Below are 14,458 nucleotides of genomic sequence, written 5' to 3' on the forward strand. Positions count from 1 at the left end.
CGAGACGACCGCCACGGGGCGGTCGTCGTGCGTCGAGGTCGCAGCGGTCCGCCTAGGAGGCGGGCCACCAGCTGCGGGTCGACGAGGTCTGCATGCTGAGCAGCGTAACGCACGCGCAGGAGGGCGAGTCAAGTCACTACGATGGTGGCGCCCGCATCGCGGGCGGCCGGCTGGTCCGGCGAGGAGCGCCCGCGGGGGAGGGCCCGACGAGGAGACCCTGATGAGCGCCGCGCCGACCGCCGCCGGTTCCGTGGATGCCCCGTCCGCGATCGACGCCGCGCCTGCGGCCGGGAGCATTGCGCCGATCGCCGCCGACGACGAGGTCGGCCGCGCCGCGTTCACGTGGCGCCTGGTCATGGTGCTCGCCCTCGTCGCCGGGCTCGTGAGCGACGCGCACCCGCTGCACTTCTTCACGACCCAGGTGAGCGTGATCGCGCTCGGGTACTTCGCGGTATCGCTTCACCTGATGGTCGTCCGCCGCACCGGCGCGGCGCCGGCGCCGCGCCTTCGCGGGGCGATCGTGCTGTGGCTCGTCGCGACGATGCTCGTTTCGCACGTCGTGGACCGGGGCGGCGAGAACCCGATCCCCGGGCTGCTCGATGCGTCGACCCCCGCCGAGCTGCTCGCGAACCGCTCGGTCTTCCTGCTGCTCTACGCCGTGCCCGTCCTGGCACTGGTCGACTTCGTCGTGTTCCGGCCGCACGGCGCGACGCGGCTGCGCGACCTGCCGCTGTGGCTGGCGTTCCCGGCGGGGTACGTCGTGATGGCCGTCGGCCGCGCGCTGCTGCTGCCCGAGGCGCCCGACCGCTTCCCGTACGGGTTCCTCGACCCGGGCGACGCCGGCTTCGTCGGCGTCGGACTGCGCGCACTCGCGCTCGGCGTCGGGGTCGCGGTGATCGGTGCGGTGCTCGTCGCGGTCGACCGGATGCTCCGCCGACTCGACTGACCGGATGTCGGCGCGCGGGTGCAGGATGGAGGCATGCCCGAGTTGCCCGAGGTGGAGGCGCTCACGCGGTTCCTGCGTGAGCGCGCGGTCGGTCGCGCGATCTCGTCGGTGCGCCTCGCGTCGATCTCGGCCCTGAAGACCTTCGATCCTCCGGTGCAGGCGCTCGAGGGTGCGCGCATCGCGACGGCGAGCCGGCACGGCAAGTTCGTCGATCTCGCAACCGATGCCCCGGCGCCGGGCGACCGAGTGCACCTCGTGTTCCACCTCGCCCGGGCCGGCTGGCTGCGCTGGTACGACGAGGTCCCCAAGACCCCGGTCAAGCCCGGCAAGTCGCCGCTCGCGCTCCGGCTGCGGCTCGACGACGGCTCCGGGTTCGACCTGACCGAGGCGGGCACGAAGAAGTCGCTCGCGGTCTACGTCGTCCGTGATCCGGCGGAGGTCCCGGGCATCGCACGGCTCGGCCCCGACCCCACCGCCGCCGAGTTCTCGCTCGACGACTTCGCGGCGATCCTCGCCGGCCGGCGTACCCAGGTGAAGGGCGTGTTGCGCGACCAAACGGTGTTCGCGGGCATCGGCAACGCCTACTCCGACGAGATCCTGCACGCGGCGCGCATGTCGCCGTACGCGCTCGCGGCGAAGCTCACGCCCGAGCAGGTGGAGACGCTGTACCGGGCGATGCGCGACACCCTCGCCGAGGCCGTCGACGCGGCATCCGGTCGCCCACCCGCCGACCTGAAGGACGCCAAGCGGCGCGGCATGCAGGTGCACGGCCGCACCGGCGAGCCGTGCCCGGTGTGCGGCGACACGGTGCGCCAGGTGATCTTCGCGGACTCGACGTTCCAGTACTGCCCGACCTGCCAGACCGGCGGCAAGCCGCTGGCCGATCGCGTGCTGTCGCGGCTCGTCAAGTGAGGCGCGGCGGCGCGGCGCCGGCGGGTCAGGTCAGCGGGCGGTCGTCGCGCGGACGGCGATCCGTGGTCGCGGGGTCGGTGACCGTGCGGTCGGCACCGGTGCGGTCGTCCGTCGTGCGCGCGTCGTCCGGACGGTCCGCGGTGCGGTCGTCGGGCGTGCGGTCGATGCGATCGCCCTTCGTGTCGACATCGGGGTCCACGCGATCGGCTTCGCGGAGCTGCTCGGCGGTCTCGGCGCGCAGCGAGTCCGCCTCGCCTTGGCGCGCGGCGCTCTCGCGGGCGAGGCGGTCGGCGTTCGCCTGGGCGGCTCGCGCGTCGGCATCCGCCTGCGCGGCCGACGCCGCTGCCTGTGCGGCCGCGACGTCGTGCGAGGCCGCCCGCTCCTGGCCGACCTCGGCCTTCTCGCGGATCTCCGCGGCGCGATGCCGCTGCTGCTGCGCCCGAGCCTCGCGGGCTCGACGCGACGACATGGCCACGACGATCGCGATGACGGCGATCACGACGACGATCGCCACGATGATCCAGATGACGGTGCTGGTGTCCATGGGGTGTCCGCCTCCTCGGTCGGGATGCCCCAGTCGAGCGCAGTCCGCGCGTCGCCGGCAACGGGTTGCGGAATCGCCGGACCCGCGCCATGATCCTGCGCGCCCGACCGCATCAAGCGACGGGCGAGGCCGATGACCGGCGCCGACGCACTCGTCGCCCGCCTCCGCGCGGCCGGATGCGTGTTCGCCGAGGAGGAGGCCGCACTGCTCCGGGCAGCGGCCGCCGACCCGGACGCGCTCGAGCGGCTCGTCGCCCGCCGCGTCGCCGGCGAACCCCTCGAACCGCTGCTCGGCTGGGTCGAGTTCGCCGGTCTTCGACTCGAGGTGGGCCCCGGCGTCTTCGTACCGCGCCGGCGCACCGAGGCGCTCGCCGCTGCCGCGGCCGAGTCGGCACGGGCGGCGAGCCGTCGAGTGGATGCCCCGGTCGTCGTCGACCTCTGCTGCGGTGTCGGCGCGATCGCGGCGGTGGTCGCAGCGTCGGTGCCGGCAGCCTGGGTGGTGGCGGCGGATCTCGACCCCGTCGCCGTCGGATACGCGGCACGCAATCTCGCGGCATACGGCGGGCGGGCGTATGCGGGCGACCTGTACGCGGCGTTGCCCGTCGAACTGGTGGGCTCGGTGGACGTGCTCGCGGTCAACGCGCCGTACGTGCCGTCGGCCGAGATCGAGCTCATGCCGCGCGAAGCGCGCGACCACGAGCCCCGGCACACGCTCGACGGCGGCGATGACGGCCTCGGGCTGCACCGCCGCATCGCCGCGGATGCCCCGCGATGGCTGGCCCAGGGCGGCTGCGTGCTCATCGAGACGAGCGAGCGCCAGGCCCCGTCGACGGCCGCGGTGTTGCGCGCCGCGGGCCTGGCGGTGCGCATCGAGGGCGACGAGGAAGTCGGCTCCACGTATGTCGTCGGTGTGCGGGCCGGGCGCGCCTTCTGATCCCGCGGCGCGGCGCCGACCTCAGCCTTGTTCCGCCGCGGGTCGTGTACCGGCGAGGATCGCGACGACCTCGTCGTCCTCGACCTGGCGGAAGTCGCGGTAGTGCATGCCGACGGCCATGAACCCGGGCGGCGTGGCCAGGCATACGACGGCGTCGGCCTCCGGAACGTGGGCCACCACGTCGGCCGGGCCGACGGGCACTGCCAGGACGACTGCGGCTGCACCGAGCTCACGCACGACCCGGCACGCGACCCGCGCGGTCGCGCCGGTGGCGACGCCGTCGTCGACGACCACTGCGGTCCGGCCGGCGACGTCTACCGCGCTGCGACCCGCGCGGAAGCGCGCGACGCGCGCCGTGACCTCGGCGCGCTCCCGCTGCTCGATCCGGTCGACCTCGGCCGCCGAATCCGATCGCCGGCGTACGTCCTCGTTCCAGACGATCGCCTCCCGTTCACCGACCGCCCCCATCGCCACCTCCGGCGCGTGGGGGAGTCCGAGCTTGCGCACGACGAGCACGTCGAGTGGGGCGCCGAGGGCCAGTGCGACCTCCTCCGCGACGGGCACGCCGCCGCGCGGCAGTCCCAGCACCACGGGCCGGTCGAGGCCGAGCTCGGAACTGCGATCGCGCAGGGTCGCGCCCAGCCGGCGTCCGGCCTCCCGCCGATCTCGGAACCGCTCCATGCGGGGCATCCGACCCCACCGGATTCGAATCGTCAAGGCCCTGTCGCCACGCGCTCGGACGGAGTAATGTCGCAACAGCACGGGAATCGGAACGTGGACACCAGAGGCCGAACGTACGGGGGTTCGATCGGCGCTCGAGGCCCGCGGCAGCCGGTCGGGGGACCGGCTCGGCGGGCGATGCGAGGCATCGTCCGCCCTTCCCCGTGCCCGGATTCGGAAATCGGATCCCCCGAGTCGAGGAACCATCGCCTACACTGATGGAACCTCGCTCCCCCTGGGCGGGGGAACCCGTTCAGACCGGGACCGGCGACGTCCCCCCAAAGCTGCGTCCCGGTCGGCTTGGAGTATCCCTGTGGGTCGTCACAGTATCGCGGCTTCGGCGAAGAAGCCGACCCGCGCCCTCATCCTCTCGATCGTCGCCGGTGTCGCCGTCGTCGGTCTCGTCGCGTCCGGCGTCTTCCTCTGGGTCGGCGGACACCTCAACCCGCTGTTCGCGTCGGCCTCCGACCCGACGGCGTGCGAGAGCCCAGAAACCCTGCAGATCGTCGCCGACACGTCGATCGCGCCGGTACTCGACAACATCGCCGCCGACTTCGATGCGTCAGGCGACCACTGCGTCGCGACCACGGTCCAGCCGCAGGATGCCGCCGACTCGGCCGCCGTGGCGGCCGCGGGCGGACTCGAGGCCGACGCCTGGATCCCCGACTCGAGCGTCTGGGTCGACCGGGTCGCCGCGACGGCATCCTCGCTCGGCCAGCCCGCCCCCGAATTCGACGCGCGCGCCTCGGTCGCCAGTTCACCCGTCGTCTTCGCCGCGCCCTCGACGCGCGCCGAGGAGATCGTCGCCACCGAACCGGTGAGCTGGACCAGAGTCCTCGGCGGCACGCTGCCGACGATCCTGCCCGACCCGGAGGCATCCGCATCGAGCCTCGCCGGCCTGCTCGCGCTCCGCGCCCATGCGCCGGCTGAAGACCCGCGCGCCTTCCCGGGCGCGATGATCGCGCTCGGCAAGGCGATCCCGGCGTCGGTCTCCGCGGCGTTCAGCGCCGTCTCGTCGGCCGAGCAGCCGAGCGTCGTCGTCACGAGCGAGGCGCAGTTGGCGTCGTACAACATGGACGACCCGGCCGAACCGCTGGTCGCCGCGTATCCGGCCGACGGCACGGTCTCACTCGACTATCCGTTCCTCGTGCTCCCGAACGACGAAGCGGCCGCCGAGGGCGACGATGAAGCCACCGAGGGCGGAAGCGACTCCGGCTCCTCCGTAGCCGAGCTCGTCGACGCGTTCGAACAGGCCGTGCGCGACGCCGGCGACGAACTGCTCGCGGCTGGCTTCCGCGCCCCCGACGGTTCGGGCGAGGTCGACCTCGCCGGCATCGGGGCCACGGCGGCACCGCCCGCGGCCCCGCTCGACGGCGCGGCCCAACTCGAGATCCTGCGCGCCTGGGGCGTGCTCACGCTGCGCTCGCGCATGCTCGCGGTCATCGACGTGTCGGGTTCGATGGAGGAGCCGGCCGCGAATGGACTGCGCCGCATCGACATCTTCCAGCAGGCGGCTATCGGCGCCATGTCGAAGTTCTCCGGCGAGGTCGAGCTCGGCGTCTGGGTGTTCTCGACGGCCCGCAACGGCGACCTCGACTACGAGGACCTCGCGCCCATCGCGCCGCTGGTCGACCAGGCGCACACGCAGCAGATCCACGGCATCATCGGCTCGCTGCCCGCGCGGCTCGGCGGCGCGACCGGGCTCTACGACACGACCCTCGCCGCCGTGAAGCGCGTGCGTGAGACGTACGACCCCGAGAAGGTCAACTCGGTGCTGCTCATCACCGACGGCAAGAACGAGGATGAGAACGGCATCGCGCTCGAGCAGTTGCTCGCCGAGCTGCAGAAGATGGCCGACCCCGCCAAGCCCGTGCCGGTGATCATGATCGGCTTCGGCCCCGACACCGACCTCGCCGCGATGCAGCAGATCGCGGCGGTCACGGGCGGCGCGGCATACTCGGCATCCAAGCCCGAGGACCTCGGTCTCGTACTGGTCGACGCGCTGACGCAGCGCACCTGCCGGCCCAACTGCGGCTGAGCGCAGGTGCCGGGCCGCACGGCACCGACACGACGAACGCCCGGCGGAATCCGCCGGGCGTTCGTGTCGTTCGGACCGGTGCCGCGAGGTCAGTGGCCGACGCCGGCCCCCTCGACCATGTCGGCGGGCTTGCGCACGAACAGGGCGCCCACGATCGCGCCGATCGAGAGGATCGCGCCGACCAGGAACGCGGCTCGGATGCCGGCGGCCTGCGCCGCGAGCTCGCTCGCACCGGCCACGGCGGCCGACGCCTCGCGAGCCGACAACGCCGAGATGAACAGCGCCGTGCCGACGGCGCCCGCGACCTGCTGCAGGGTGCCGACGATCGCCGAGCCGTGCGAGTAGAAGCGCGGCTCGACGGAGCCGAGCGCCGACGTGAACAGCGGCGTGAACATGAACGCCAGCGCGATCGACAGCACGATGTGCGCGGCCAGCACGAGCCAGACCGACGTGTCGACGCCGACCATGGTCAGCGACCAGAGCACGCCGCTGACGACGATGCTCGCGGGGATCAGCAACGGGGTCGGTCCGAATCGGTCGAAGAGCCGGCCGACGGTCGGGCCGAGCAGGCCCATGATCAACCCGCCCGGCAGCAGCATGAGCCCCGTCTCGAGCGGGCTCAGCAGCAGCACCCGCTGCAGGTAGAACGGCAGCACGATCAGCGTGCCGAACAGGGTGGCCATGAGGACCACCATCATGCCGATCGAGATCGTGAAGTTCTTCGACCGGAAGGTGCGCAGGTCGAGGAGCGCGCGGTCGGACCGCTGCAGCAACAGCTGGCGCCAGACGAACGCGATCAGTCCGATCGCACCGACGCCCATCGCGACGCCGATCGCCCACTCGGGTGTGGCGGCGGCGCCTGAGTCACCGCCCGACTCGCCGCCGAGCAGGCTCAGGCCGTAGACGAGTCCGCCGAACCCGAAGGCCGAGAGCACGACCGAGAACAGGTCGATCCGCAGCTTGCGCGGCTCGTTGACCGTCTCGACCTTGCGCGCGCCGATGATCAGCATCGCGACCGCGATCGGCAGCACGAGCCAGAACATGAAGCGCCAGTTCAGGACGTTCAGGATCAGGCCCGAGATGGTCGGGCCGATGGCCGGCGCGACCGACATCACGATCGAGACCCGGCCCATGAACCGGCCGCGATCGCTCGGGGCGACGACCGTCATCAGGGTCGTCATCAGCAGCGGCATCATGATCGCGGTGCCCGTGGCCTGCACGACGCGGGCGCCGAGAAGCACCTCGAAGCCCGGCGCGAGCGCCGCGAGCAGCGTGCCGGCCGAGAAGAGGCTCATGGCCGTCACGAAGATCGGCTTGGTCGGGAACCGCTGCAGCAGGAACCCGGTGATGGGGATGACGACGGCCATCGTCAGCATGAACGCCGTGGTGAGCCACTGCGCGGCCGTGACGCTGATCTGGAGGTCGTCGACGAGGTGCGGCACGGCGACGCCCATGATCGTCTCGTTCAGGAACACGACGAACGTGGCCGCGAGCAGGAGCCAGATCACGCGCGTGTTGCGCGCCCCGTGCTCGGGCTGGTGGGCGCGGACGGCGGCGTCCTCGGAGCGCGCGACGGCGGACTCGGGGACGGTGGTGGCGACGGAGGCGGTGGTGGGGTCGAGATCGGAGAAGGTGCGTTCGGTCACGGGCGTCCTTAACGGTCGCGACTGCAGGCACCGCGCGTGCGGCGCCTGGAGCGGATGGTCGGTGTCGGCGGGAGCGTCTGGCGCTCCGGGAATTCAAGCGGTATCGAGCGACAACCTCGCCTGCGCGAGTGCCATTCCCGATTCGCACGAAGAATAGGTACGCATGCACCGCGGATGCGGCACGCGTTCGAGCTGCGGTCAGGCTGCGGTCATGCGTCCACGATGCCACGGACCGCCGACACCGCGCGGGCGACCGCATCGGCTGCCGCGTCGACCTCGTCGGCGGTCGTCTCCCGGCCGAGCGTGAATCGCACCGCGGTCTGCGCGAGGTCGGCCGGCAGCCCCATGGCCGTGAGCACGTGCGAGGGCTCATCGCGGCCGGCGGCGCACGCCGACCCGCTCGAGGAGAACACGCCGTCGCGCTCGAGCTCGAGCAGCACCGCCTCGCCGCTCGCACCGGGGAACACGAACGAGCAGGTGCCGGGCAGCCGCGCCTCGGGCGCACCCGTCAGCCGGGCGCCCGGCACCTCGGCGAGCACGCGCGCCGTGAACCGCGCGGCGAGCGAGCCGACCCGGGCCGCAGCATCCACTCGTTCCCGCTCGGCGAGCCGCAGGGCGGTCGCGAACGCGACCGCGCCGGCGACGTTCTCGGTACCCGAGCGGCGGCCGCGCTCCTGACCGCCGCCGTGCACCACGGGCTCGATCGGGAGCCGACCGCGGACGATGAGCGCACCCGTGCCCTTGGGGGCGCCGACCTTGTGTCCGGCCAGCGAGAGCGCGTCGACCCCGAGGGCGTCGAGTCCGAGCGGCAGCCATCCGGCGGCCTGCACCGCGTCGGTGTGCACGAGCGCGCCCACGGCACGGGCGACCCCCGCGAGCGCCGCGACCGGCTGGATCGTGCCGACCTCGTTGTTCGCGAGCTGCACGGAGACGAGCGTCGTGTCGTCGCGCAGCACATCCTGCAGCGCGGCCGGGCTCACGAGGCCCTCGCCGTCGACCGGGAGTCGCGAGACGTCGAAGCCGTGGCGCCGCTCGAGGTAGGCGGCGGACTCGAGGACGGCCTCGTGCTCGATCGCGGACACGACGACGTGACGACCGCGCGGGGTCGCGAGCGCCAGCCCCTTGATCGCGAGGTTGTCGGCCTCGGTGCCGCCGCTCGTGAACACCACGTCGCCGGGGCGGCATCCGGCGACCGCGGCGACCTCTCCGCGCGCCCAGTCGACCGCGCGAGCGGCCCCGTCGCCGAGCCGGTGCCGGCTCGACGGGTTGCCGAACTCGCCGGTGAGGTACGGCCACATCGCCTCGAGCGCCTCGCGGCGCACGGGCGAGGTCGCGGCGTGGTCGAGGAAGATCACGCGGTGTCGCCGTCCTCCGTCGTCGCCGGCGCGGCCGAGTGCCCGCGGGCGGCGGTCGCCTCGAGCCCGATGTCGAGCCCCAAGTCGAGCGCGCGCACCGAGTGCGTGAGCGCGCCGACCGAGATCAGGTCGACCCCGGTCGCCGCGATCGCCGCGACCGTGTCGAGCGAGACGCCGCCGGATGCCTCGACGACGACGCGCCCGCCGATGCGGGCGACGCCCTCGCGCAGTTCGTCGAGCGTGAAGTTGTCGAGCATGATCGTGTCGGCACCGCCGGCGAGCACCGCGTCGATCTGGTCGACGCGGTCGACCTCGACCTCGAGGTGCGCGGTGTGTGGCATCCGCTCGCGGGCCTCGCGCAGCGCGGTCGCGAGGTCGCGTCCGCCGGCGGTGAGCACGGCGAGGTGGTTGTCCTTCGCCATCACGGCGTCGGAGAGCGAGCGGCGGTGGTTGCGCCCGCCGCCGTCGCGTACCGCCTGGCGTTCGAGGCTGCGAAGGCCCGGCGTGGTCTTCCGGGTGTCGACGATGCGCGCGCGGGTGCCCGCGACCTCGGCGACGTAGCGCGCGGTCAGCGTGGCGATGCCAGACATGCGCTGCACGAGGTTCAGCGCGACGCGCTCGGCGCGCAGGATGCCCCGGGCGGGGCCCGCCACCCGGGCGAGCACGTCGCCGGCCGCGAACCGATCGCCGTCGGCTGCGAGTGGCTCGACCCGGATGCGGTCGTCGACGAGCCGGAACGCCGCCGCGAACACCTCGACACCAGAGAGCACGCCGGCCTCGCGCGCGACGAGCTCGGCCGACGCCGTCGCGTCGGCGGGGATCAGCGTCTCGCCGGTGAGGTCGCCCCAGGGGGCGTCCTCGTCGAGCGCGGCGTCGACGATGCGATCGATCTCGCGTCGCTCGGTCATCAGGCGGCCTCCAGTTCGGGTTCGGCGATGGATGCACCGGATGCCGCGGCCGGGGCATCCGTACGGAAGTGGGCGCCGACGCTCGCGCGCCGCGCACGGGCAGCGGCGACGGTGAGCCGCGCGAGGTCGAGCAGGTTGCGGTCCTCGGCGCTGCGACGATCGACGGGCTCGGCGGCGGTCCACGCCGCGAGCCGCTCGGCGGCCGCGGCGAGTCCGGCCTCGTCGCGCTCGAGGCCGACGTTCGCCCACATGAGCTCCTGCAGCTCGCGACGGTCGACGGGTGAGCGCTCGTGCGACGATGCGACCTGCGGGTGGGCGTGCTCGGGAAGGGAAGGAATCGTCGACGCCGCTTCGATCGCGCGCGCGGCCCGGTCGGCGAAGACGGCGGCCTCGAGCAGCGAGTTGGATGCCAGCCGGTTCGCGCCGTGCACACCCGTGCGCGCGCACTCGCCGACGGCGAGGAGGCCGGGCAGGCTCGTTCGGCCGTCGAGGTCGGTCGCGATGCCGCCCATCGCGTAGTGCGCGGCCGGCGTGACGGGCACGGGCTCGCGCGACCAGTCGAAGCCCGCTTCGCGCGTGGCCCGGTCGATGCTGGGGAACCGCGCGGCGAGGAAGTCGCCGCCGAGCGCCGTCGCGTCCAGACGCACCGGGGTGCCGCCCTGTTCGCGCACGCGCCGCCACACGGCACGGGCGACCACGTCGCGCGGCGCGAGCTCACCGCGCGGATCGATCGCGAGCAGGAACCGCTCGCCGCCGGCGTCGCGGAGCACGGCGCCCTCGCCGCGGACGGCCTCGGAGATGAGCGGGGTGCCGGGGGCGGCGAGCGCGGTGGGGTGGAACTGGGTGAACTCGAGGTCGGCGACCGCGGCTCCGGCGCGCCACGCGGCGGCCACGCCGTCGCCCGTGGCGACCGTCGGGTTGGTCGTATGCCGGTAGAGGCATCCGCTGCCGCCCGTCGCGAGCACGACGACGTCGGCGGTGTGCACGCGACGACGGCCGGCTGCGTCGAGCACGATAGCGCCGGTCACGCGTCCGGCCGTCACGGCGAGGTCGATGAGCATCGCACCCTCGGCGATCGCGACCGCCCGGCGGCGCACGGTTCCGACGAGGGCAGCCTCGATCACGGCCCCGGTCGCGTCGCCCCCGGCGTGCAGGATGCGCGCGCGGGAATGCGCCGCCTCGAGCCCCCGGTGCAGCCCCGACTCGCCGCGGTCGAAGCCGACGCCGAACCGGATCAGGTCGCGCACCCGGGCGGGGCCCTCGTCGCACAGCACGCCGACCGCGGCCGGGTCGGCGAGGCCCGCTCCCGCGTCCATCGTGTCGGCGAAGTGCCGCCGCGCCGAGTCGTCGGGGAAGATCGCCGCGGCGATGCCGCCCTGGGCGTATCGGGTCGAGCCCTCGGCGAGTTCGGCCTTGGTGACGAGCTCGACGTCGTGGCCGGCGTCGGCGGCCTTCACCGCGGTCCAGAGGCCGGCGATGCCGCCGCCGACCACGAGCACGCGCGCCATGTCAGGCTCCGGCGGGCACGGCGGCCGGCGGCTTCGCCGCGAGCATCCGCTCGAGGGCGAGGCGCGCGGGATCGGCGACGTCGGCGGGAACCGTGATGCGGTTGACGACGTTGCCGGCGACGAGCTCCTCGAGCACCCAGGCGAGGTAGCCGGGGTGGATGCGGTACATCGTCGAGCACGGGCACACCACGGGGTCGAGGCAGAAGATCTCGTGCTCGGGATGCTCGGCGGCGAGGCGCTGCACGAGGTTGATCTCCGTGCCGATCGCGAAGGTCGAGCCGGCCGGGGCGGCCTGGATGGCCTTCACGATGAAGTCGGTCGAGCCGGCGGCGTCGGCGGCGTCGACCACGGGCATGGGGCACTCGGGGTGGACGAGCACCTGCACGCCGGGGTGCGACTCGCGGGCGGCGGCGATCTGGTCGACGGTGAAGCGCTTGTGCACCGAGCAGAAGCCATGCCAGAGGATGACCCGGGCGTCGGCGAGTTCCTCAGCGGTCGATCCGCCGAGCGGCCGGCGCGGGTTCCACATCGGCATCTGCTCGAGCGACACGCCCATGGCCTTCGCGGTGTTGCGGCCCAGGTGCTGGTCGGGGAAGAACAGCACCCGCTGCCCGCGCTCGAAGGCCTGCTCGAGCACGGTGCGCGCGTTCGACGACGTGCAGACGATGCCGCCGTGACGGCCGACGAAGCCCTTCAGGGCCGCCGACGAGTTCATGTACGTCACGGGGATCACGGGCACGCGACCGTCGGCGTCGACGGCGGAGAGGTCGCCGTAGACGGCTTCGAGCTGCTCCCAGCACTCCTCGACGCTCGACTCGTCGGCCATGTCGGCCATCGAGCAGCCCGCGGCGAGGTTCGGCAGGATGACCGCCTGCTCGGGACGCGACAGCAGGTCGGCGGTCTCGGCCATGAAGTGCACGCCGCAGAAGACGATCGCCTCGGCGTCGGGTCGGGTCAGCGCGGCGTTGGCGAGCTGGAACGAGTCGCCGACGAAGTCGGCGTGCTGCACGACCTCGTCGCGCTGGTAGAAGTGGCCGAGCACGACGACGCGGTCGCCGAGCGCCTGCTTGGCGGCGCGGATGCGGGCGTGCAGCTCGTCGTCGGTCGCGCGGCGGTAGGCCTCGGGCAGCGAGCCCTGGCGCGGGGCGCCGGCCGGGATCACGTCGCCCATCGAGGCGCCCGGCCCGTACGCCGACGGACCGCCGTCGAACTCCCATGGACCGTTCGCGAGGTCGGGCGAGCAGGTCGAGCCGCTCGAGGCGCCGGTCGAGATGAGCCGGATGGACCGGTCGACCGAAGCGGCCAGGCGCGTGGGGGCGGTGCGGGGGTCTGCGAGGGTCATGACGGGCTCTTCCTCAGGTGCGGTGCGATGGGGACTCGGAACATGCCGTCGCCGGTCGGCGCCTCGGCGGGTCGGTAGAGCTTGGGCGGGCGATGCCGGGTGCCGGTGCGCACCTCGCCGGTCTCGACGAGGGCGCCCGACGCCTCGACCGTGCGGCGGAAGTTCGCCGGGTCGAGGTGCACGCGCAGCACGGTCTCGTACACCTCGCGGAGTTCGGCGATCGTGAACGTCGGCCCGAGGAACGAGTGGGCGATCTGCGCGTAGCCGAGCTTGCTGCGAAGCCTCGTGAGGGCGTAGTCGACGATGGCGTTGTGGTCGAAGGCGAGGTCGGGCAGGTCGTCGGGGTCGAACCAGCGCACGTTGGGGTCGTCGATCGCGCCGGTCGTCTCCTCAGGGCGCACGAGCGCCCAGTACACGACGGAGACGACGCGCTCGCCGGGGGACCGGTCGGGGGCGCCGAAGGTGTAGAGCTGCTCGAGGAATCGGGGCGTGACGCCCGTCGTCTCCTCGAGCGTGCGCGCGGCCGCGGCCTCGAGCGCCTCGCCGGCGCCCAGCCATCCGCCGGGCAGCGCCCATCGGCCCTCGCCGGGATCGCGCAGCCGTCGCACGAGCGGGATCCAGAGCGACGCGCGATCGGATGCCACGCGCTCGGCGCCCTCGGGGGTCACGCCGGGCTCGAGGGCGAAGATGACCGTGGAGACGGCCAGCCGTGCGTCGCGCTCGTGCTGGGGCATCGGCCGTCCTCCTCCACCGGTAAAAGAGTCAATCTGACACGAAGTCTCGTCGAGCAGCTTACAGTCAACCTGACACGAAGGCGAAATCCGATGAGGGCGCACGCACGTCCGGGACAGCACCGAGGCGGGAATACGTGCGATCACGGATGCCGCGCCGAGCGGTTCGACGCCACGATCGGCGATAGCCCGTCCCCGATCCCTCGAAAGCGAGGCCCTGCCATGCGCAAGGTATTCCTGGTCGTCACCGTGCTGTTCACGGCGTCCGTCGTCCTGCAGCTCTACTTCGCCGCCGTCGGCGTGTTCTCGAACCCCGAGGACGAACTGTTCGCCTGGCACGGCACGAACGGCAGGATCGTGCTGCCGCTGCTCGCCCTGCTCATGATCGTCGCCGCCGCGCTCGCGAAGGCCGGGAAGCGCACGATCTGGCTGAGCGTGCTGCCGCTCGTGCTCATCCTGTTCCAGACCGTGCTGTTCATCCTCACCGGGGTCATCTTCGGGCTCGACGAGTCCAGCCACGCCGACCCGCCGCTCGCGGCGACGCTGTTCCTCTCGCTGCACGCGGTGAACGGCGCGGCGATCCTGCTGGTCGGCGTCCTGCTCGTCGTCCGGGCCCGGCGCCTCGTGCGCGACGGTGCGCCGGCGAAGCCCGCCGGCCCCGTCGACGCCGCCCCGGCGGCGGGCGACGAGGCCGCGGTGCCGAGCGCGTGACGCCGCGCGCCGGCGCTTCGCCGTCATGACCACGTCGGCCCTGCTCCTGCTGCAGTCGGCCGCGGCGATCGCCGCGGCCGGACTGTGGCTCGCGGCCGGCTTCACCGCGGGTACCGCAACCGCGGGCACGGCCACCGCGGGCACGGCCACTGCGGGCTCCGCCG

The 14,458-nt window shown here is 73.3% G+C and carries 13 protein-coding genes; 5 read left to right on the top strand and 8 right to left on the bottom strand.

All coding sequences use genetic code 11. From position 1 onward, the window contains the following. The first annotated feature begins 220 nt into the window (after positions 1-220). Complete coding sequence (locus tag GE115_RS13915; RefSeq protein ID WP_153685368.1) at positions 221-946, top strand: Pr6Pr family membrane protein; 726 nt, start codon at positions 221-223, stop codon at positions 944-946. Positions 947-979: 33 nt separating this feature from the next. Next, positions 980-1,858, top strand: a complete 879-nt coding sequence (locus GE115_RS13920) for an Fpg/Nei family DNA glycosylase (protein ID WP_153685369.1) — start codon at positions 980-982, stop codon at positions 1,856-1,858. A 25-nt stretch (positions 1,859-1,883) separates the two neighbouring features. Here GE115_RS13920 and GE115_RS13925 read toward each other — a convergent pair whose 3' ends face one another. Beyond that, on the bottom strand, positions 1,884-2,402 hold the full coding sequence (locus GE115_RS13925) for a hypothetical protein (protein WP_153685370.1): 519 nt from the start codon (positions 2,400-2,402) through the stop codon (positions 1,884-1,886). Positions 2,403-2,534: 132 nt separating this feature from the next. Here GE115_RS13925 and GE115_RS13930 point away from each other — a divergent pair, with 132 nt between their 5' ends. Then, positions 2,535-3,335: a putative protein N(5)-glutamine methyltransferase gene (locus GE115_RS13930; protein WP_153685371.1), complete on the top strand. Its 801-nt coding sequence runs from the start codon at positions 2,535-2,537 to the stop codon at positions 3,333-3,335. A gap of 21 nt (positions 3,336-3,356) precedes the next feature. Here GE115_RS13930 and GE115_RS13935 read toward each other — a convergent pair whose 3' ends face one another. Next, positions 3,357-4,016, bottom strand: a complete 660-nt coding sequence (locus tag GE115_RS13935; protein ID WP_153685372.1) for a phosphoribosyltransferase — start codon at positions 4,014-4,016, stop codon at positions 3,357-3,359. Between the two features lie 352 nt (positions 4,017-4,368). On the opposite strand from GE115_RS13935, the gene GE115_RS13940 reads away from it, so the two are divergent. Beyond that, on the top strand, positions 4,369-6,093 hold the full coding sequence (locus GE115_RS13940) for a substrate-binding domain-containing protein (RefSeq protein WP_153685373.1): 1,725 nt from the start codon (positions 4,369-4,371) through the stop codon (positions 6,091-6,093). A gap of 89 nt (positions 6,094-6,182) precedes the next feature. On the opposite strand, the gene GE115_RS13945 is transcribed toward GE115_RS13940, so the two are convergent. From GE115_RS13945 to GE115_RS13970, 6 genes are all read right to left on the bottom strand, one after another. After that, positions 6,183-7,739, bottom strand: a complete 1,557-nt coding sequence (locus GE115_RS13945) for an MDR family MFS transporter (protein WP_312855185.1) — start codon at positions 7,737-7,739, stop codon at positions 6,183-6,185. A gap of 209 nt (positions 7,740-7,948) precedes the next feature. Further along, the gene (locus GE115_RS13950) at positions 7,949-9,094 is read right to left on the bottom strand and encodes a cysteine desulfurase family protein (RefSeq protein ID WP_312855186.1); all 1,146 of its coding nucleotides are present in this window, start codon (positions 9,092-9,094) and stop codon (positions 7,949-7,951) included. Next, positions 9,091-10,002 (bottom strand): carboxylating nicotinate-nucleotide diphosphorylase, encoded by a 912-nt coding sequence (nadC, locus tag GE115_RS13955; RefSeq protein WP_153685375.1) that lies wholly within the window; start codon positions 10,000-10,002, stop codon positions 9,091-9,093. The genes GE115_RS13950 and nadC overlap by 4 nt, the downstream gene beginning before the upstream one ends. Then, on the bottom strand, positions 10,002-11,510 hold the full coding sequence (gene nadB / locus GE115_RS13960; RefSeq protein ID WP_153685376.1) for an L-aspartate oxidase: 1,509 nt from the start codon (positions 11,508-11,510) through the stop codon (positions 10,002-10,004). Before nadB ends, nadC begins: the two co-directional genes overlap by 1 nt. A 1-nt stretch (position 11,511) precedes the next feature. Then, entirely contained in the window at positions 11,512-12,852 is a 1,341-nt protein-coding gene (gene nadA, locus GE115_RS13965) for a quinolinate synthase NadA (RefSeq protein ID WP_153685377.1), read from the bottom strand. Further along, positions 12,849-13,586, bottom strand: a complete 738-nt coding sequence (locus GE115_RS13970) for an NUDIX hydrolase (RefSeq protein WP_153685378.1) — start codon at positions 13,584-13,586, stop codon at positions 12,849-12,851. Before GE115_RS13970 ends, nadA begins: the two co-directional genes overlap by 4 nt. Before the next feature lie 219 nt (positions 13,587-13,805). Between GE115_RS13970 and GE115_RS13975 the strand changes: the two genes are divergently transcribed. Beyond that, positions 13,806-14,294 carry a DUF6220 domain-containing protein gene (locus GE115_RS13975; RefSeq protein WP_153685379.1) on the top strand — a complete coding sequence of 163 codons (489 nt, stop codon included), beginning with the start codon at positions 13,806-13,808 and terminating at the stop codon, positions 14,292-14,294. Positions 14,295-14,458 lie beyond the last annotated feature (164 nt).

The organism is Agromyces agglutinans, assembly GCF_009647605.1.
Taxonomy (GTDB): Bacteria; Actinomycetota; Actinomycetes; order Actinomycetales; family Microbacteriaceae; genus Agromyces; species Agromyces agglutinans.